The organism is Robertmurraya korlensis, assembly GCF_023715225.1.
In the GTDB taxonomy this organism is placed as follows: Bacteria; Bacillota; Bacilli; order Bacillales; family Cytobacillaceae; genus Robertmurraya_A.
Genome location: NZ_JAMBNS010000009.1, coordinates 82,081 through 103,091 on the forward strand (window position 1 = coordinate 82,081; position 21,011 = coordinate 103,091).

Genomic DNA, 21,011 nt, shown 5'->3' on the forward strand with positions numbered 1-21,011 from the left:
GACTTGTAGAAAAGAACGGCTCCTTATATAATAATAGGTAGATAATTTAGTGCATAAAAGCATAAAAGTAAAAAAGTGATAGAGAGAGAGTAAGAGGGGGAAATATTATGCTAAGAAAAATGAAATCACTCGCAGCCATTTCGGTTGCAGGAGCATTATTCTTAAGTGGCTGTGGCAGCTCAGAAACGGATAATGCAAATGGAGATTCGGAAGAAGTAAAGACACTTAAAGTCGGTGTGACTCAGATTGTAGAGCATCCATCGTTAGATGCGGCTCTTGAAGGCTTCCAAAAAGCGCTTGAAGAACAAGGACTTGACGTGGAATATGATGTGCAAATTGCGCAAGGAGACCAAAATAATAACCAATCGATTGCTAACAACTTTGTTGGTGATAAAGTGGACTTGATTTTTGCTAACTCTACACCAAGTGCATTGAGCGCGTTAAATGCAACAAAGGAAATTCCAATTGTGTTTACGTCTGTTACTGATCCTGTAGGTGCTGGTCTAGTTACGGCTATGGATCAGCCAGGAGATAATATTACAGGTACAACAGATACACATCCAGACGCGATTCCGAATATGGTTAATTTTATGAACGAGAACTTTAGTGGTAGTACGGTTGGAGTTATTTACAATTCAGGTGAACAAAATTCAGTTGCCCAAATCGATCTTGTCAAGGAAGCGCTAAAAGGGACAGACTTAAAGCTTGCTGAAGCTACGGTTTCTACTTCTTCTGAAGTAAAGCAAGCAGCTGAATCATTAATCGGTAAGGCGGATATGTTCTATATCATTACTGATAACACAGTAGTTTCTGCTTTAGAGTCTGTTATTCAAGTAGCTAATGATGAAGATTTACCATTGTTTGTAGGCGAGCTAGATTCAGTAAAACGCGGTGGTTTTGCAGCATTCGGCTTTGACTATGGTGATATCGGCTATGAAGCTGGAGTTATGGCTGCGCAAATCTTAAAAGGTGAAAAGAAGGCATCAGAATTACCTGTTCAGTATCCACAAAACCTAAAGCTAGTAATCAATCAAACAGCTGCAAAGGAAATGGGTATTGAAATAAAGGACGAATGGAAAGAACTTGCGGAACTTGTAGACTAATGAATATTGGTTTGGGCTTCTGGATTGATTCCTTGAAGCCCTTCCGTATGTAAGAAAGGAGAAGCATCTATGTTTACAGCGATTTTTTCATCAGTGGAGGCAGGTGCCATTTATGCCCTTATGGCGCTTGGAGTGTACTTGTCTTTTAGAATACTAGACTTCCCTGATTTAACAGTGGATGGTAGCTTTGTAACCGGAGCATCAGTTGCTGCTATTTTAATTGTGTCAGGTACCAATCCTTTTATCGCAACCATAGCGGCACTTGTCGCAGGCTTTATTGCCGGTTGCATGACGGGGCTTCTTCACACTAAAGGAGGAATCAATCCCTTATTGTCTGGGATTCTAATGATGATTGCTCTTTATTCGATCAACTTGAGAATTATGGGGAAATCGAACGTTCCACTTTTAGCAGAGGAAACGGTTATTACAAAAATTTCGGATTTTTGGATGAATTTAAATATTGATCAGACAATCGGTACGTTGTTTGCTTCCATAGGGTTAGCTGACTATACTCCAAAAACATGGGGAATTTTGCTTTTTATGCTCATCCTAGCATTTATTATTAAAGGACTAATCGATGCCTTTTTAAAAACAGATATCGGTCTTGCGTTACGTGCGACAGGTGACAATGAAACGATGATTCGAAGCTTTTCTGCTAACACGGATACGTTAAAAGTAATCGGTTTAGGTCTATCGAATGCCCTTGTTGCCTTTGCTGGTGCCCTGGTTGCTCAGTACAATGGATTTAGTGATGTAGGAATGGGTATCGGTATGATTATCATCGGTTTGGCATCGGTCATTATCGGTGAAGCCATCTTTGGAGCGAAAAGTATTGTTCGTGCGACCTTCGCTGTAATCGGTGGTGCGATTGTATATCGAATTATTGTTACATTGGCGTTACGAGTAGAGTTTTTAGAAACGGGAGATATGAAGTTAATTACTGCGATTATTGTAGTTTCTGCCCTTGTTGTTCCTAAACTGGTTAATCAGCAAAAAGAAAGACAACGTAAGAAAAAACGCCTGCTTGAATCAGCATTAAGACAAAATAACTCCTTAGAGAAGAGTGGTGAACAGCTTGCTGCAGCTAAATCAGATTTATAAAGTGTTCAATGAAGGCACACCGGATGAAAAGATTGCCATTAATCATGTTAATTTGTCTTTGAATAAGGGAGACTTTGTCACTGTGATTGGAAGTAACGGAGCTGGGAAATCAACTCTTATGAACCTTATCTCTGGAAAAATGTTTCCTGATATTGGTCAGGTAAAGGTAGATAGTCAGGATGTTACTTCGATGAAAGAGCATAAACGTTCTCGTCTCATTGGTCGGGTGTTCCAGGATCCCATGGCAGGAACAGCTCCTTCTATGACAATCGAAGAAAATTTAGCTATCGCCTATTCAAGAGCATCATCACGGGGGTTGAGCAGAGGAGTAACCAAAAAACGCAGAGAGTTTTTTATTGAAAAATTAGAGTCGCTTCATCTTGGACTTGAAAATCGTCTTCATGCGAAGGTTGGACTTTTATCAGGAGGGGAGCGTCAAGCATTATCCTTATTAATGGCAACCTTTACGGATCCCAAAATCCTTCTCTTAGATGAGCACACAGCTGCTCTTGATCCATCACGAGCGGAGCTTATTACAAACCTAACTAGAGACATTGTGAATGAAACGAATTTAACAACGTTAATGGTCACCCATAATATGCAACAGGCACTTGATCTTGGTAACCGACTGATCATGATGGATAGTGGGCAAATCATTTTTGAAGCCAATGAAGAGGAAAAATCAAAGCTAACTGTCGAAAAGCTTCTAGAGGAATTCCAGCGTATTCGTGGTTCTAAAATGAGTAGTGACCGTTCGGTGCTTGTATAGAAAACACATCAGAGAGACTCTCTGTGTGTTTTCTTTTTTTGTGTCTCTTGATGGATATTATCTGTACAGGTATAATAATCGATATTGAGTTTCCAGTTTTATGTATTTTGTTAGATTCGTAGAAGATAGACAACATGGTGGTGAATTTTTTTGGATGAAGTAGTTTCTGTTAGAAGTAATAGTGAGTTCCGAAAAGGAATACAAGCAGGATTGTCGATTGGTATTGGTTATTTTCCAATTGCGTTAACATTTGGATTGCTCGCAAAAACAACAGGGCTTACGGTTACTGAAACCGTACTAATGAGTATCATAGTATTCGCTGGTGCTTCTCAATATATTTCACTTAGCTTGCTCACACTTGGTACAGGAGTATTTGAGATTGTATTAACAACCTTTATTGTAAACATCAGACATTTCCTCATGTCAGCTTCCTTGAATGAAAAAGTTGAAAAGGAAGGCACTTCGCTTAAAATGCTTTATTCATTTGGTATAACAGACGAGACATTTTCTGTTGCCGCATTAAGAGATGGTAAGGTTTCGACGGGATTTTTATTTGGAGTCATTACCGTTTCATATTCGAGCTGGGTCATTAATTCCGGTTTAGGCCATATTATTGGTGCTTCTCTACCAGTGACTCTTCAAGAAAGTATGTCTGTTGCTCTTTATGCGATGTTTATCGGACTTTTGGTTCCTTCAATGAAAAAGAGTGTGAAGGTGGTCTTTTTAGCGGTCATAGCTGCGAGTTTTAATACGATATTTACGATGATTGAAGTCCTTTCTACTGGCTGGTCCATTGTCGCTTCCACTTTGCTATCTGCTATTATAGTGGAAGTTGTCCAAACACTAAGGGGACGGGAAGGAGTGCGGGAACATGAAAAGTGAGATTCTATGGATGATTGTCGGAATGGGATTGGTCACTTATATTCCAAGAATGCTTCCGTTCGTCCTTTTTAAAGGAAAAGAATTACCCACATTTTTGCAGGGGATTTTGAAAAACGTACCATATGCGACGCTTGGGGCACTAATATTTCCTGGCATATTATTTATTCAAGATGACCTTTGGTACGGTATCCTTGGGGCTGCAGCCGCGTTTATCGCTGCTTTTCTCGGTGCAAATGTAATAATAGTCGTTCTTGGTTCCATCACGGTACTTACGGTGTACTCTTATTTTTTCTAAACTGTTTCTCCTGGAGGAACAGTTTTTTTATTATCTTTTGGGATATAGTAATTACTGGTTCTAAATCCTATTTTTATAACTAAAATAAGTACAAAAGGATTGGACAAGGTGGAAAGGGGAGATATGTTTTGGCTAAGAAAATTGGCTTGTACGGTGTGCTTGCCTTTTGTTTATATGTACTCTTTTTTTATTGGTATTTATTTTATTTTTCACAATCAAGCTTACCGTTTGAATACCAGGGAACGAAGGCAGATCCTGCTACTTTTTTAAATGAAAGAGAGTTAATGTTAACAGAAGAATACTCAAAAATTCGTAACTTCTTATTTTTTATCTCGACCCCTATTGAATGGTTATTTTATTTGCTTATTCTATTGTTTGGTCTATCAAAGGCGTTTAAGCGCTGGTCGGAACAATCGGCTAAATATCGGATTCTCCAGCAGGCCATTTATTTAATTTGGTTGTCGGTAGCTGCCTTTATAGCTACGACTCCATTAAGCTATGTTAGCTATTCACTCTCAAAGAAATACAATATTTCAACTCAATCCTTTTCGTCATGGATGAAGGACGAGTTGATTGATTTTTGGGTTAATTACGGTACGTTGTTTCTCATTGTGACTGTTCTGTATTGGCTGATGAGAAAGAGCGGTAAGAAGTGGTGGTTTTATGCATGGTTAATTTCCATACCATTCACATTATTTATGATGTTTTTACAGCCTGTAGTGATTGATCCTTTGTACAATGATTTCTATCCTCTTAAAAATAAGGAGCTTGAGGCTAAAATCCTTGATATAGCGGACACGGCTGGAATTCCTGCGGAGCATGTATTTGAAGTGAATATGGCAGAAAAGACGAATGCCCTCAATGCGTATGTAACAGGGATTGGATCTAATTCTAGAATTGTTTTATGGGATACGACCCTTAATCGACTAACCGAAGACCAAATTCTATTTATCATGGCTCATGAGATGGCACATTATGTGGAAAAGCACTTGTATATTGGGATAGCAGGGTATTTGGTGTTCTCCTTGCTAGGACTTTATATCATCTCGAAGTTAATGAGAGTGATTGTGAGCAGATGGGGAGAGGCATTAAAAATTTCTGCAGTTAACGATATTGGATCGCTTCCACTGTTTCTATTGTTGTTATCAATGTTGATGTATGTCTCAAGTCCTTTTTCAAATACGGTGTCACGATACCAAGAAATGCGGGCGGATCACTATGCAATAGAAATGACGCAGAATTCAGAGGCTGCGATTGGAACATTCCAAGAGCTTACGAAAGCGGGTCTTAGTCAGGTAAATCCACCTCTTCTTGTGAAAATCTTCCGATATGGTCATCCAACCATGCTTGAGCGAATTACAAGAATTGAAGAATACGAACTTGAACAAAGAAATCAGCAATAAGAAAAATGGGGCCCTTGATAAGGAGCCCCATTTCATATTATGTCCCGAACCTCTTCGTTAACAGCTTGTATTCATTTGATAGCTTAAAAAACTCTGGTTTGTTTCTTTCGTCAATGGCTTGATCAATTCGTTTTGTTAGTTTTTCTTTTTCCGCTTTTAACAATGATTCTGACAGCAGCATCTCAACGTACAAATCTAACACAAATGATTCCTTCGCTTTTTTACGATTCATGGCACTGGATTTCATTAGCTCTGTATAAGATTTTTCTTTCATTGAAATCACCTCTGATGTCTTTTTCATATTATATTTAACAATACAGAAAATATCAACAGAATTTTTAAAAAATTTAGAAATTTCACGTTTCAATTGTGAACTAATTCCGAATTTTTTACAAAATCTCATATTGTTTTTATTCAAGCTGATATGATAGGAGGTGAATCAAAATTGTGATAAGGAGATGAAAGAATGAGAATGCAGCATCAAAGAAATCTGGTAGAGGAGTATGAAATAAACCCATTTACGATGGTGATTATGCCTACTACATATGGGTGCAAAACATATTCAAAGGTATATGAAACAGAAGATACTTGCCTTTCCCCTTTTAAGCCTATTGAAATCATAAAAAAGAGCTGTCAGTTTTTTGGATCAAGTTATGAAGGTAGAAAGGACGGAGTTAGACAGCTAACTGGAATTACACATAAGGTCCCCATTCCTGTTTCCCCTACAAATTTCATCTATTTTTTTCCAACCACTTCCCCCGATAATTCGGAATGTATTTGGCTTGCTCATGAGCATATCGTCGATTATAAAAAGGGTGATAAGAGTGAGACGACGGTCATGTTCACGAACAAGGAAGTCATGAATATTCCAATTTCCTACAACTCTTTTCACAACCAAATCTCAAGAACCTTGCTAGTACGATCCAAGTTAGGAAAGCGTCTAGAGGATACAAGAACCATGTATGTGAATTTTGGGAAAAAGATGAGGGCGTCAGAAAACCAACTGGATTATGGAAATTACGGCCATTAAGTCAACATGAACAGGAGCAGCTCTATGCTTCTGTTTTGTTTTTTTCTCGCTTAAATAAATAGTACTCAAGCAGTTCTTGGACTTTGTTTCGAATTCTTGGATTAAAATAATTATGATGCTCTTCGTATCCTTTATAAAGAAAGGTGAACATTGTAAACGCTTCGTCGTGATTGGACTGATATACTTTCATTTTATTTTTACTCATATAGCGCTTAATCTCACTAAGCTCCTTTTGGACGACCTTCATGGTTTCTTCGATTAAATGAAGATATGGTTCCTTTAACTTAATCGTACTTGTGTTAACACTTTGAATGTCACGATTTAATACAGTAAGTACCATTGGTAAGTAGATGGCCTGCTCAATCATATTTCTTTCTTCCGGTGGAATTCTAGTCATATTTATCGAACCTTTCAGACTAAAATAAGAACGTTTGTTCTATTTTATTTTATACGATTTATGAGGGAAAGGCAAGATGCTACCTTTCGTGATTTATTTCAAATGTTGTTGTGCGTTAGTTTGCGAAAAGAAAAAAGAAAAAATTAGTTTTTTAGAAGGAATCATATTTCTGTTATCGAAATAAATAAGTAAATATGAAGGAGATGATATGGGTGAGTAAAAGAACGTTAGTGGCAGAAGATTTATATCTACTAAAATCAGTAGCAGACCCGCAGCTAGCTAGCAATGGGCAAGACCTTGTGTATATTCAAACGTCCATCGATGAAAAGAAAAATGAGTATGTATCCAATATTTATTACATGAATGTCGAGGAGAAATCGGAACCTGTTCAATGGACTTTTGGTACGGATCGAAATTTTTCTCCAAGATGGTCACCGTGTGGAGAGAAGGTAGCGTTTGTTTCAACGAGAAGCGGAAAGGGACAAATATACATACTGAATAAAAAGGGTGGAGAAGCGAGACAGCTTACAAATATAGTTCATGGGGTTAGCAACCCGGTTTGGTCACCGGATGGAAAACAAATCGCTTTTACTACCGGGTTAAAACCAGGGGAAGAACTTAGTGAGAAAGAAGACAAAAATGAGGAAAATCCAAAGCTCCTGAAGCCATTGGTAGTAGAGAAGATGAAGTATAAATCGGATGCAGCCGGATTCCTAGATGAAAAAATAAACCAGGTTGTCATCGTGAACGTTGAAAGTGGAGAAGTACAACTGATGACTTCGGGCGATACGGATATCCATTTACAAAGCTGGTCTCCAGATGGGAATACACTTGCCGTATCAGCTGATCTAAGCAATGATGCAGATTTTTCGTTCATCAATGATTTCTTTTTGTTAGATATAAAAACAAAAGAGCTAAGAAAAGTGACAGAAGGGTCAGGTTATTTTGGCAGTGCTAGCTTTTCTCCGGACGGAAAATATATCGGTCTCTTTGGTCACGAAAGAGAATTTGAGAATGCCACTTTGACTAAGCTTTGGATTTATGATGTTGAGGGAGAAACATTATCATGCTTAACAGAAGGAACTGACTTGCTTGTCGGAGATTTCGCAATTGGGGATTTTCATCAAGGGGTCGTTACTCCAGGCTTGCTTTGGGGAGATAACAGTACAAGTTTTTATTTCTTGGCAACCGATCATGGAAATACCGTTCTATATTACGGTTCGGTAGAAGGGGAGCTGTATCCAGCATTGCTTGATAAGCAGCATGTATATGGTGCAACTACGGGTGGGCAAGTGAATCGAGCAGTCGTAGCAATCAGTAAACCAACGGAGCCAGGAGATCTTTACCTATTGGATGTACCTACGGGAGAGCTTAAGCAACTGACAAGTGTAAATAAAGAATTTTTTGAAGAGGTGGTCCTCGCTGACGTCGAAGAAATTGAATTTACATCTACAGATGACTGGCAGTTACACGGTTGGATTATGAAGCCGGCTGCATTCAATGAGGGTGAAAAGTATCCGTGTATTTTAGAAATTCACGGTGGGCCTCACGCGATGTATGCCAATACGTATTTTCATGAATTTCAAATGTTAGCTGCAGCCGGATATGCTGTTTTATTTATTAATCCAAGAGGCAGTCACGGATACGGTCAGTCATTTGTTGATGCCGTTCGTGGAGATTATGGTGGAAGAGATTATGCAGATTTAATGGATGCAGTCGATTTTGCATTGGGGAATTTTGACTTTATAGATGAAAATAAACTAGGGGTTACTGGCGGAAGCTATGGTGGCTTTATGACAAACTGGATTGTTGGACATACGAATCGCTTTAAGGCGGCAGTTACCCAGCGCTCGATATCGAACTGGATTAGCTTTTACGGAGTAAGTGATATTGGGTATTATTTTAATGCCTGGCAAATAAAAGCAGAGCTTGAGGACTTTGATACATTGTGGAAGCATTCCCCACTCGCCTATGTAAAAAAGATAGAAACACCTCTTCTTATTTTGCATAGTGAAAAGGATTATCGTTGTCCAATCGAGCAGGCTGAGCAGTTATATATTGCGTTAAAGCATCGTAAAAAAGAAACGAAATTCGTACGTTTCCCTGAATCGAATCATGAGTTATCAAGAAGTGGAAAGCCCAATTTAAGAATCGAGAGACTAAACCATATTCTTGGATGGTTTAAAGAATACATTCAATAATCTAGTTAATACCCATGGGAAACTAGTCCTGTGGGTATTTTTGTCATAAAATGGGCGAATTCGTTCTCTTTTTCAATTAGGAGGTGTACAATATGAAAAAAAGGACCATGTTAGAATAAGATGCAGCTTATTTACGTGAGGAGATTAAGTAATGGATGTAGAATTAATCAAAGCTTGGTTTACTCTTGAAAATATTATGGAATTAATAGAAAAATATCGTTCCTTTGGCCCGCTGCCGGGAATATTACTTCCATTACTAGAAGCGTTCCTTCCGTTTTTACCACTCTTCCTTTTTGTGATGGCAAATGCAAGTGCATTTGGATTATGGTTTGGATTTTTATTTTCTTGGATAGGTGCATCGGGTGGAGCATTAATTGTTTTTCTCTTGGTTAGGAAGTTTGGTCAAAAGAGAATATTAAACTTTTTAAAAAAGCATCCTCAAGTACAAAAACTAATGGTTTGGGTGGAGAACCATGGATTTGGCCCACTATTTTTACTTCTATGCTTTCCTTTTACACCATCAGCTGTTGTGAACATTGTAGCTGGACTATCTAAAATTAGTATTGCTCAATATATGCTCGCTGTTTTGACCGGGAAAATGGTGATGATTTTTACGATTAGCTTTGTTGGCTACGATATCTATTCTTTGATTACTCAACCCATTCGTACAGCGATCGTTGGTTTTGTTATTATCTTGCTTTGGTTTATAGGAAAAAGGATTGAGGCCCGTCTCAACCGTGTTGAAACGAGAGTAAGTGAACCGGAAAGGATCAAAATAAAGGATCGATAGACAACAAAAAGGAGGGGGCTCATTTGGCGGGCAAAGCTCACGAATAAAATGAAAGCGATACCGAAAGATAGAGTCTTTTAAACTGAGGAGGAGAATTATGAGATTACAGGGGAAAGTAGCAATCATTACAGGGGCGGCAAACGGAATTGGCTTTGCAGCAGCGAGCTTGTTTGCGAAAGAAGGAGCAAAGGTGGCTTTAGCAGATTACGATGCGAGCTTAGGAGAAATAAAGACAGAGGAATTAAAGGCAAAAGGGTATCAAGTGGCTTTTTTTCAAGTAAATGTAGCTGATCGTGATAGTGTAAATACAATGGTGGAGGAAGTAGTTGGTCGTTTTGGTGGAATTGATATTTTAGTGAATAATGCTGGAATTACTCGTGATGCGATGCTGTCAAAGTTAGCGGTGGAAGATTTTCAACAAGTACTTGATGTAAATTTAACAGGGGTGTTTCATTGTACTCAAGCCGTGCTTCCTATTCTAGTTTCTAAAGGAAAAGGGAGAATCATTAACACATCGTCTGTCTCTGGAGTATACGGCAATGTGGGTCAAACCAATTATGCTGCCACCAAAGCGGGCGTGGTTGGTATGACAAAAACATGGGCCAAGGAGCTTGGGCGTAAAGGAATCAATGTAAACGCAGTGGCCCCTGGTTTTATCGCTACAGGAATGACAGCCAAAGTACCAGAAAAAGTAATAGAACAAATGAAGATGATGGTCCCACTTGGTCGACTAGGAAATCCTGAAGACATTGCGAATGCATACTTATTCTTAGCATCGGATGAATCCAACTATGTGAATGGTACTGTACTGCATGTTGATGGGGGAATCATGATGTAACTCGAAGCTAGTCCAAATATATTTGGGCTAGTTTTTTTGCGGTTTTCTTGTGAAACTTTCGTAAAAGCGAATCGATGAGAAGAGAGCGGAGCCTTAATGGCCCTCTCCATTCTCACCTACTGCCTATTCAACAAATACCCCGTAATGATTTGATTAACATAACTAGGCTGTCTAGTGGGCAACTGATGTGATTCTCCTTTGATAACAAAGATCTCGACATCAGTCAGTTCTTTTTTATACGTTTTAATGTACGTATTAAACGAATCGGCTTTGCTTCCGTATATTAGCAAAGCGGGTGCAGTAATTTTTGCTAAATCATCTTTGCAGTTAAAATGCATAACGTCATAATAGTATTTTGCCCAAACATGGTGGTTTGCTTTGTACATATGCTCTTTTAACTCACGGCGAAATGGTCGGTCCTTTGTATGAGAAATTGCCAGAACATTAGCTAAAAATTTGTTGCCTTTTGTTGCAATCAAAACTCCTAAACGATGCTCACTTTTTATCATCCAATGATCAACAATCGGATAACCACCCGATAAGATGAGAGTGTGGACTCTGTTTGGATGATGGATAGCCAAATATTGAGCAATAGCTCCACCAGAGGAATAACCAAAAAAAACAGCCGCTGTAATATTCAACGAATTCATAAACTCAATGATATCCTCGCCGAATCGTTCGACCGACACTTCTCTTTTCACATTGTAGGAGCTGTCCCCATGTCCAGCTAAATCAGGCAAAATAATGCGGAAATGCTTCGATAAAGCTTTTTGCTCATAAAAAACTTTTCTTCCCATACCTGGAGGGTGAAGGAAAATAATAGGAATACCTTCACCAATATCCTCATAACAGATACGTTCATCATTAACTACGATGCTCTTCATGCAGTATCACCTATCCAAGTTTCTTTCTAGATAGTATGTGGAAAGTGAATGATGTTCAAAGTAGGTATAAAATACCAATCGTAAAAATGATGAAAACTGCCTGATTACTTAATTTGAATTAAAATTACTTAAAAATATTGAAAAATAGTGCAAAATTACTTATAATTACTTATAAATAATTAATGTGAGATGAAAAATGATGTATCAAGAAGAACGCTTAGTAGCTATACTTCGTTATTTAAAAGAATATAAACGAATTACTGTTGAAGATATTTGTTCAGAATTAGAGGTTTCCAGAGATACTGCTAGAAGAGACTTGGTTCGCCTTGAAGAGGAAGGACGAATTATCCGGACGAGGGGAGGAGCATTGCTTCCAACCGAACATCAGATGGTTATGGACTATAATCATCGTTTAAAGGCAGTTTCTAGTGAAAAGCAGATAATTGGGGGAAAAGCCGCAACATTCCTAAAAACCGGAGATGCTATTATTTTAGATGCTTCGACTACCGTTCAAGCATGTGCCGAGCATGTAGAAAATATGGAATGTACATTTATTACTAATTCCATTAACTCAGCAGAAATTTTATCTAAACATCCACTTGCCTCCATTCATCTAGTTGGAGGAGAGCTACACAAAAAACATCGGTATTTGTTTGGATCGCAAGCAATTGAGAAAATGGCACAGTATTCGGTTGATAAAGCTTTTATTGGAGCAGTGGGTATATCCGAAATGGGTTTGACAAGTGCTCATGAAGAGGATGGAATGTTAAAGAAAAAAATGATGCAGCAGGCAAGACAAGTGATTGTATTAGCTGATCATACCAAATTTGGGGTCAAAGGTTTCTTCCAATTTGGAAGTTTTACAGATATAGATGTACTAATCACGGATCGTTTGCCTAGTGAGGACATTATGCAACTCTTACAAGAGAATGGCGTAGAGTTAGTCATCGCTGGCAAGGGGGAGGAAGAAGAAAATGACTAATTTAATCGCAATTGACTTAGATGGGACGTTGTTGAGCCATGAAAATACCATCAGTGCTGAAAACATGGAGGCGTTGACCGTTGCCCATAATCAAGGAGTCATGGTCGTTATTGCAACAGGTCGTTCTTATCACGATGTTAAAAACATACTTAATGCATGTAACTTTCCGATTACTCCATGGATCATTTCCGCGAATGGTTCAACGATTCATCATCCGAACGGTGAGAAAGTTCACTCGGTTCCCATTGATAAAGATGCAGTAGAACCGATCTTGAAATGGTTAGAGGATGAAGGCTTTTATTATGAAGTGTTTGCCGACAATACATTGCTCACACCACAGCACGGGAGAGAACTACTAGCAATGGAAGCAGAAAAACTGAGATCGGAAAATCCTTCTGTCAATGAAGAAGATATACAGCGGGCACTAGCTACTCAGTATAGTCAAACGGGGTTTGAATTTGTCCCCTCTTATCAAGACATCATTAGTCATGATGCAGATATTTATAATATTCTTGCCTTTTCCTTTCACGATGAAAAATTAAATAAAGCAAAAGAAAACTTTAGAGGATTAAAAGGATTGAATATAGTTTCATCGGGTAAACATAATTTTGAATTTGTACATGAAAACTCCTCAAAAGGAAAGGCTTTAGAAAAATTAGGAGAAATCATACAAATTCCACTTCTAAAAATGGCAGCAGTGGGAGATAATTACAATGATATATCCATGTTAACGATGGTAGGGAGAAGTGCTGCCATGGGAAATGCTGATGATGCAGTAAAAGAAAAAGCACATGAGGTAACTCTTGAAAATCATGAACATGGAGTGGCTCATTTTATCTATCGTCTACTTAAAAAATAGATATCCGTGGTTGGCGTAACTTGATGTAAGGCGTGACAACCAAGATATAAAGGTCAACCCTATCGGTTGGCCTATTTTATTTCTGAATTTTGATTTTAAAACTGGAAAGAAAAATTCATTCACGGTTAGAAGGTTATTGCCCTATTTTATCGAGTACCTATGGTAAGATAATAGGATAGAGAAGGAACGTACGTACGAGGGAGGTTTTCTTATGGCAGTTCACTTAGTAATTGGGAGATCTGGAACTGGAAAAACGCAATTTTGTTTAGATGAGATTAAAGAAGAAATGCTACAACAACCAGTGGGAGACCCAATTGTTTATTTAGTACCTGACCAAATGACATTTTCTTCTGAATATAAATTGATAACAACACCTGGGCTTGGAGGAATGATTCGAACTCAGGTTTTTAGTTTTTCAAGGCTAGCTTGGCGAGTGTTGCAGGAAACGGGTGGGAATACTAGGTACCACTTAAATAGTGTTGGGATTAATATGTTGATTCGTAAAATTGTTGAAGAGAGAAAAGCAGAATTAAAGCTCTTTAATCTTTCTGCTGATAAAAATGGGTTCATCCAGCAGCTCGAACAAATGTTGGTTGAATTTAAAAGATATTTAGTCAGGCCAGAGGAGTTGCTCATTCAGCAGCAATCTGAGCAAATGAATAATGTCCTTCGGGATAAACTACATGATCTTGAGTTGATTTATAAACATTTTGAAGATGCCCTTTTTGGTTCATACGTGGACTCTGAGGATTATTTCAAATTATTAGCTGAAAAAATTCCACTATCGCATTATTTAAAGGATGCAGAAATATATATTGACGGATTTTACAGTTTTACACCTCAAGAGTATTTCATCATAAGTCAGCTCATGAAGCATTGTAAAAAAGTAACGATCACTCTTACTTTAGATGAACCGTACAATGAAAAATATCCAGATGAATTGCATTTATTCCGTATGAATGCGGAGACTTGTCAAAGTCTGTATGAAATTGCTAGAGTAGAAAAATTAGAAATAAGAGAAACTTTTTTTTGTGAGCAAAAAAGGTGGCAGCATCCATCACTCAAGCATTTGGAAACATTTTTTGATACGCGTCCAACAAATATATTTAAAGGGGAAACTGCTGTAACGATTGGACAAGCGGTAAATCGTCGAGCGGAAATTGAAGGAATTGCACGCGAAATTCTATCACTTGTTCGAACAAAGAATTATAGATACAAAGACATTGCCATCATGATGAGAAATGGTCATGAATACAAAGATTTAATAGAAACGGTCTTTGATGATTACGAAATTCCATTCTTTGTGGACCAAAAACGTACGATGCTTCATCATCCTGTTATCGAACTTATTCGCTCCACACTTGAAATCATCAACGGGTACTGGCGTTATGAACCTGTGTTTCAAGCAGTGAAAACAGAGCTTCTTTATCCACTTCATGTTGATTCAAATAAACTGCGAGAGCAAATGGATCAGCTTGAAAACTTTGTCCTTGCGTTTGGGATTCAAGGAGATAAGTGGACAAGACGTGATCGTTGGGTATATCGCCGAATGAGGGGACTTGAATTAGAATCTGTAGCCCAAACAGATAAGGAAAAAGAACGCGAACAGAAGTTAAACGAGCTTAGATTAATGATCTCAGCACCGATCCTTCGCTTATCAAGAAGACTGAAAAAGGCAGAGAATGGAAGCAAATTAGCTGAGGCACTTTTTCTGTATCTGGAGGAATTAGAAATACCTGCAAAGCTTGAGAGATGGAAAATAACAGAAGAGGAAAAGGGAGAATTAACAAAAGCAAGAGAGCATGATCAAGCATGGAACGGTGTGATTGAGCTTTTGGATCAGTTTGTTGAAATGTTAGGGGATGAAAAGGTTTCTCCTAAGCAGTTCTCAAAGATATTGGATGCAGGATTAGAAGCACTGCAGTTCTCTTTAGTGCCCCCGGCAATGGACCAAGTGCTAGGTGCAGATTTGGAAAAATCTCGTCTAACCGATGTGAAAGTAGCTTTTATTATTGGAATAACTGAAGGAGTTTTACCTGCTAAATTTTCAGAGGATGGAATATTTGCCGATGAAGACAGGGAGCAGTTATCGCTAAATGGTTTAAAGATTGCCGCGAGCAGCAAAACCCGCTTATTGGATGAGGAGTTTATCGCCTACAAGGCTTTTACCACTCCGTCTGAGCGTTTATATGTTTCTTATCCTTTAGCTAATTCTGAAGGAAAGGCATTAATTGCCTCACCTTATATTAAGAGAATGGTTGATATGTTTCCAGATAGTGAAGCACTATCGTTTATGTCTGAGCCTTCGGAACTTGGTGAATTGGATCAATTAAAATTTGTTGCACATGAAAATACGGCTCTTGCATATTTAACGTCACAGCTTCAGCTAAAGAAAAGAAATTACCCTATCTACGACTTATGGTGGGATGTGTATAACTATTACCAGTCAAAGCCGCATTTTCAAAGGGATGTGCGGAAAGTACTTTCCAGCTTAACCTATGAAAATCGTACAACTAAGCTGTCTGAGGAGACGAGCAAGGATTTGTATGGAGAAGAAATACAATCAAGTGTCAGCCGAATGGAAATGTTCCATAGCTGTCCTTTTTCACATTTCTCTCAGCATGGATTAAAGCTTAGAGAACGTCAAGTATTTAAGCTAGAAGCACCGGATATTGGAGAGCTCTTTCACGCAGCATTAAAGTATATTACCGAAACAATTGTGGCGAGCAAGTTGTCGTGGTCAGATGTATCAAAGGATGAAATGGAAAATTTGGCAAAGCAAGCAGTGGATTTACTTGCTCCAAAACTACAAAATGAAATTCTATTAAGCTCGAATCGCCACCATTATATTAAACGAAAGCTCGAACAAATTATTCAGCGGGCTTCGCTGATTTTACGTGACCATGCGAAGGCAAGCGGATTTGCACCGGTAGGGCTTGAATTACCATTTGGACCAACGGAACAAATAAAGCCTGCACCATTTACCTTGAAAAATGGGACAAAGATGGAGCTAGTGGGCCGTATTGACCGAGTGGACAAAGCCGCTCATGACGGTGAAGTGTTCCTGAGAATACTCGACTATAAATCCAGTGCAAAAGATGTAAATGTAAACGAAATTTATTATGGTTTGGCCCTGCAAATGCTTACGTATTTAGATATCATTATTTCAAACTCAGAATCTTTGATTGGTACAAAAGCTAGCCCAGCAGGTGTTGTGTACTTCCATGTGCATAATCCGATGATCAGTACGAGCAAAATGCTTACGTTGGATGAGATTGAAGCAGAGCTTTTCAAAAAATTTAAGATGAATGGTTTATTGCTAGGCGAGGAAAATGTGATCAAACTCATGGATCAGACTTTGGAGTCTGGTGAATCGACGATTATCTCTGCAGGAATTAAAAAAGACGGGTCGCTAACGAAAAGATCAAAAGTGGCAAGTAAGGAAGAATTTAATCAGTTGCAGTCGTATGTTAGAAGTATGTATGTAAAGACTGGAAATAGTATTGTCGACGGTGCGGTTCAAATTTCTCCTTATAAAATGAAGGAGAAAACACCTTGTACTTTTTGTTCTTTCAAGTCTGTTTGTCAATTCGATGAGTCATTACAGGCTAATAAATATAGGACGCTGAAGGTTGAAGATAAGGAGACGATTATAGAAAAGATGCGGAAGGAGAGTGTTGAAAATGGTGAGCATGAAACTTCCACCGAAGCCGAGTGACGTGACTTGGACAGACGATCAGTGGAAAGCAATTGTTGCGAATGGACAGGATATATTAGTTGCAGCTGCAGCAGGGTCAGGAAAAACGGCCGTTCTTGTTGAGAGAATGATCAAGAAGATTGTTTCGGAAGATCATCCGATGGACGTTGATGAAATGCTAGTCGTTACCTTTACAAATGCCTCTGCGGCAGAAATGAAGCACCGTATGGGAGAAGCACTGGAGAAGGCAATTGATGACAATCCCACATCGAGACATTTAAGAAAGCAACTAAGTTTATTAAATAAGGCAAGCATATCCACTCTTCATTCCTTTTGCTTAGAGGTGATTCGGAAGTTTTATTATAAAATTGAAGTGGATCCCGGTTTTAGAATCGCGGATGAAACGGAAGCACAGCTTTTGAGAGATGAGGTTTTAGATACTTTATTTGAAGAAGAGTACGGGAAGGAAGCTAATACTGAATTTTTTGATTTGGTTGATATGTTTTCAAATGACCGCAGCGATGCGGCACTTCAAGTGATTATTCGGGAGCTTTATGACTTTGCGCGTTCCAATCCATCGCCCAAGAGCTATCTACAATCAATTATTGATATGTATGATGTAGATGAACAAACGACGATCGAATCATTGCCCTTTTATCAGACACTACTTTTCGATATTCAACTCCAGCTTCAAGGAGCAAGGGGGTTATTTGAAGCCGCTCTTGAAATAACGAAGCTTCCAGAAGGGCCAAGTCCTCGAGCGGAAACATTTACGGATGATATAAGAATCATTGACCGATTACTTGAAGCAAGTAACCATTCGTGGAATGAATTATATAACACATTGCTTAGTGAATCATTTTCAAAGCTAAAACCATGTAAAAAAACGGAGTATGATGAGATTTTATTAGAAAAATCTCAAAAACTTCGAGACAAAGGAAAGAAAATGGTTCAAGCCTTACAAGCTGAGCTTTTTTCGCGAAAATCGCAAAGCTTCATTCATGACATGAAGCAAATGAAGTCGTATATACAAACATTGGTTAGGCTTGTAGAGGAATTTTCTAAACAATTCGACTTAATAAAGAGGGAAAAAGGACTCGTCGACTTTGCTGATTTAGAGCATTATTGTCTCCAGATTTTATCAAATTCAGAAGAAAGTACGGATCATGAGTTCAAACCTTCTGAGGAAGCTTGTGTCTATCGCCGTCAATTTAAAGAAGTTCTTGTAGATGAATATCAAGACACAAATATGGTTCAGGAAGCGATTTTAAATTTAGTAACTAAAGACGAAGAGAAGACAGGGAATTTATTTATGGTGGGAGATGTAAAGCAATCGATTTATCGCTTCCGCTTAGCAGAGCCGAATTTATTTTTGGGTAAATATAACCGATTTACCTCAGAGGGTGATGAATCTGGGCTTCGGATTGATTTAGCTCGGAATTTCCGGAGCCGAAAGGAAGTTCTTCATGCTACAAACTATTTATTCAAACAGATCATGGGTGTATTAGTTGGAGAAATTAACTATGATGAAGCGGCTGAGTTAATTACTGGTGCCTCCTATCCAGAGGAAGCTGTTCCCGTCGAATTATTAATCATTAATAGTGACGGTAAAGAGGAAATGGTGAGTGAAGAAGGGGATAATGAAATCCAAGGTGACTCCTTTGATGAAGAAGAGCTGGCACAAGCTCAGCTTGAAGCTAAGCTTATTGCGAGTAAGATAAACGATCTGATCCAAGCACGAAAGCCTGTTTACAATCCTAAAACAAAAAGCTCAAAGCCAGCTTCATATAAAGATATTGTTATCTTGCTTCGATCAATGACGTGGGCGCCGCAGATTATGGAGGAATTAAAAGATCAGGGAATACCGGTTTATGCGAACCTATCAACGGGTTATTTTGAAGCAACAGAAATCGTTATTATGATGTCTCTGCTACAAGTCATTGATAATCCATATCAGGATATCCCACTTGCTTCTGTTCTTCGCTCTCCGATTGTGGGCTTAACAGAAGAAGACCTGGCGCGAATTCGTATGGAGGATCGAAGGGGATCTTTTTACGAGGCTCTAGCATCCTTTTACCGAAAAGCGCCAACGGAAATGAATGAAGAGGCGCATGAGAAGATTGTTCCGTTTATGGAGAATTTATCAAAATGGCGTACGGCTGCTAGACAAGGTGCGTTATCAGAGTTACTTTGGCAGCTATTTCGCGAAACGGGATTCTTTGACTTTGTGGGTGGTCTACCAGGCGGAAAACAGAGACAAGCGAATTTACGGGCTCTATATGACCGGGCTCGACAATATGAGCAAACATCGTTCCGTGGACTGTTCCGATTTCTTCGATTTATCGAAAGAATGAGAGAACGTGGGGACGACCTAGGTGCTGCTCGCGCACTCGGCGAAAGTGAAGATGTTGTTCGAATCATGACCATTCATAGCAGTAAAGGATTAGAATTTCCAGTCGTGTTTGTGGCTGGAATGGGTCGCCAGTTCAACATGATGGATATTAGGAGATCCTATATGCTGGACAAGGAGCTCGGCTTTTCTGCAAAGTATGTGGACCCTAAGAAGAGAATATCTTATCCATCGTTGCCCCAGCTAGCTTTTAAACGTAAAAAGAAACTTGAAATGCTAGCGGAAGAAATGCGTGTTTTGTATGTTGCGTTAACCCGCGCAAAAGAGTACTTATATTTACTAGGAACTGTTAAGAATGTAGAAAAGAAGCTTGAGGACTGGGAGCAATTCTCAACCCATTCGGAATGGCTGTTAAAAGAGTATGACCGTCAATCAGCCAAGGGCTACCTAGACTGGATTGGTCCATCCTTAATCAGGCATCAAGATTGTCAGAAGTTGCGAAAGGGAAAGGAAATCGGACATCTTGTCCCAGAAGAGATTTCGAACCATTCTTCATGCTGGAAGATAGAAGTAATTGATGGAGTAGAGTTGGCTTCTATGAAGGAAACGGTCTTAGAAGTAAAGGATCATTTATTGGAACTTGTAAAAGACGGGAAAGAACTGCCGGTTAAATCAGAGAGAAACGAACAGGTGATTTCACAATTAGAGTTCAAGTATCAATACTTCGCACCCTCTACTCATCGCTCCAAGCAGTCTGTGTCTGAAGTGAAAAGGCAAAGAGAATTGCAGGATGAAGAAAGTGGAATAGAATTGCAAAAGAAATTCAGGAAACCACTAATGAATCGTCCACGATTTATGCAGGAAAAATCCTTAACCCCAGCCGAGCGAGGAACGGCCATGCATGCGGTGATGCAGCAGATTGACTTCAATAAACCGATCACCTTTGATAGCATAACCAGTCAATTAAATGAAATGGTTCAGCGTGAACTGTTAACGGTTGAGCAGCTGGAGGTTATAGATGTTGACCAGGTGATCCAATTTTTTGAATCAGAGCTCGGTGTTAGATTATTAAATGCAAACACAGTGTTGCGTGAGATCCCTTTTAGTTTATCTTTACCTGCTAGTGAAGTGTATGCAGATTGGAAAGGAGAGGAGGAGGCCGTACTCCTTCAAGGTATCATTGATTGTGTTTTTGAAGATGAGAAAGGACTTGTCCTCCTTGATTTTAAAACCGATGGAATTCATGATCGTTACAAGGGTGGATATGAAGAAGCGAAGTTGATTCTTGAAGATCGTTACAAAGTCCAGATTGAGTTATATAGAAGAGCATTAGAAGAAATATGGAAGAAGAAAGTAAATGAATCGTATTTATTCTTCTTCGATGGTGCACATATCATGAAAATGGACTAAATGATTTGTCAGCAGGAGAC

General features: G+C 38.8%; 17 protein-coding genes. 14 read left to right on the plus strand and 3 right to left on the minus strand.

All coding sequences use genetic code 11. The features are described 5' to 3' along the window. The first annotated feature begins 107 nt into the window (after window positions 1-107). The 6 genes from M3175_RS16415 to M3175_RS16440 all read left to right on the plus strand — a co-directional run bounded on the left by M3175_RS16415 (window position 108) and on the right by M3175_RS16440 (window position 5,553). Complete coding sequence (locus tag M3175_RS16415; RefSeq protein WP_251521181.1) at window positions 108-1,103, plus strand: ABC transporter substrate-binding protein; 996 nt, start codon at window positions 108-110, stop codon at window positions 1,101-1,103. 69 nt (window positions 1,104-1,172) lie between these two features. Further along, on the plus strand, window positions 1,173-2,204 hold the full coding sequence (locus M3175_RS16420) for an ABC transporter permease (protein ID WP_251521184.1): 1,032 nt from the start codon (window positions 1,173-1,175) through the stop codon (window positions 2,202-2,204). Further along, complete coding sequence (locus tag M3175_RS16425; protein ID WP_251521566.1) at window positions 2,179-2,973, plus strand: ABC transporter ATP-binding protein; 795 nt, start codon at window positions 2,179-2,181, stop codon at window positions 2,971-2,973. The genes M3175_RS16420 and M3175_RS16425 overlap by 26 nt, the downstream gene beginning before the upstream one ends. A 150-nt stretch (window positions 2,974-3,123) precedes the next feature. Then, entirely contained in the window at window positions 3,124-3,855 is a 732-nt protein-coding gene (locus M3175_RS16430) for an AzlC family ABC transporter permease (protein ID WP_251521188.1), read from the plus strand. After that, a complete protein-coding gene (locus M3175_RS16435; RefSeq protein ID WP_251521191.1) occupies window positions 3,845-4,150 on the plus strand; it encodes an AzlD domain-containing protein in 306 nt (101 codons plus the stop codon). The genes M3175_RS16430 and M3175_RS16435 overlap by 11 nt, the downstream gene beginning before the upstream one ends. 128 nt (window positions 4,151-4,278) lie before the next feature. Then, window positions 4,279-5,553, plus strand: coding sequence for a M48 family metallopeptidase (locus tag M3175_RS16440; protein ID WP_251521194.1), 1,275 nt, complete (start codon window positions 4,279-4,281; stop codon window positions 5,551-5,553). A gap of 37 nt (window positions 5,554-5,590) precedes the next feature. On the opposite strand, the gene M3175_RS16445 is transcribed toward M3175_RS16440, so the two are convergent. Beyond that, window positions 5,591-5,827, minus strand: a complete 237-nt coding sequence (locus tag M3175_RS16445; protein ID WP_251521197.1) for an IDEAL domain-containing protein — start codon at window positions 5,825-5,827, stop codon at window positions 5,591-5,593. Window positions 5,828-6,019: 192 nt separating this feature from the next. Here M3175_RS16445 and M3175_RS16450 point away from each other — a divergent pair, with 192 nt between their 5' ends. Further along, window positions 6,020-6,583, plus strand: a complete 564-nt coding sequence (locus M3175_RS16450; protein WP_251521200.1) for a competence protein ComK — start codon at window positions 6,020-6,022, stop codon at window positions 6,581-6,583. A gap of 22 nt (window positions 6,584-6,605) precedes the next feature. On the opposite strand, the gene M3175_RS16455 is transcribed toward M3175_RS16450, so the two are convergent. Beyond that, complete coding sequence (locus M3175_RS16455; protein ID WP_251521202.1) at window positions 6,606-6,980, minus strand: YhjD family protein; 375 nt, start codon at window positions 6,978-6,980, stop codon at window positions 6,606-6,608. A 203-nt stretch (window positions 6,981-7,183) separates the two neighbouring features. Between M3175_RS16455 and M3175_RS16460 the strand changes: the two genes are divergently transcribed. The 3 genes from M3175_RS16460 (at window position 7,184) to fabG (ending at window position 10,809) form a co-directional block, all read left to right on the plus strand. Then, entirely contained in the window at window positions 7,184-9,181 is a 1,998-nt protein-coding gene (locus M3175_RS16460; RefSeq protein WP_251521569.1) for an alpha/beta hydrolase family protein, read from the plus strand. A 151-nt stretch (window positions 9,182-9,332) separates the two neighbouring features. Next, window positions 9,333-9,971 carry a TVP38/TMEM64 family protein gene (locus M3175_RS16465; protein WP_251521203.1) on the plus strand — a complete coding sequence of 213 codons (639 nt, stop codon included), beginning with the start codon at window positions 9,333-9,335 and terminating at the stop codon, window positions 9,969-9,971. Window positions 9,972-10,068: 97 nt separating this feature from the next. Next, window positions 10,069-10,809, plus strand: coding sequence for a 3-oxoacyl-ACP reductase FabG (fabG, locus tag M3175_RS16470; protein ID WP_251521205.1), 741 nt, complete (start codon window positions 10,069-10,071; stop codon window positions 10,807-10,809). 116 nt (window positions 10,810-10,925) lie between these two features. Here the strand turns inward: fabG and M3175_RS16475 are convergent, their stop codons facing one another. Beyond that, on the minus strand, window positions 10,926-11,693 hold the full coding sequence (locus M3175_RS16475; RefSeq protein WP_251521207.1) for an alpha/beta fold hydrolase: 768 nt from the start codon (window positions 11,691-11,693) through the stop codon (window positions 10,926-10,928). Window positions 11,694-11,892: 199 nt separating this feature from the next. On the opposite strand from M3175_RS16475, the gene M3175_RS16480 reads away from it, so the two are divergent. From M3175_RS16480 to addA, 4 genes are all read left to right on the plus strand, one after another. Then, on the plus strand, window positions 11,893-12,675 hold the full coding sequence (locus tag M3175_RS16480; RefSeq protein WP_251521571.1) for a DeoR/GlpR family DNA-binding transcription regulator: 783 nt from the start codon (window positions 11,893-11,895) through the stop codon (window positions 12,673-12,675). After that, window positions 12,668-13,534 (plus strand): Cof-type HAD-IIB family hydrolase, encoded by an 867-nt coding sequence (locus tag M3175_RS16485; RefSeq protein ID WP_251521209.1) that lies wholly within the window; start codon window positions 12,668-12,670, stop codon window positions 13,532-13,534. Before M3175_RS16480 ends, M3175_RS16485 begins: the two co-directional genes overlap by 8 nt. A gap of 211 nt (window positions 13,535-13,745) precedes the next feature. After that, window positions 13,746-17,252, plus strand: a complete 3,507-nt coding sequence (addB, locus tag M3175_RS16490; protein WP_251521211.1) for a helicase-exonuclease AddAB subunit AddB — start codon at window positions 13,746-13,748, stop codon at window positions 17,250-17,252. Next, complete coding sequence (gene addA / locus M3175_RS16495; RefSeq protein WP_251521213.1) at window positions 17,218-20,991, plus strand: helicase-exonuclease AddAB subunit AddA; 3,774 nt, start codon at window positions 17,218-17,220, stop codon at window positions 20,989-20,991. Before addB ends, addA begins: the two co-directional genes overlap by 35 nt. Window positions 20,992-21,011 lie beyond the last annotated feature (20 nt).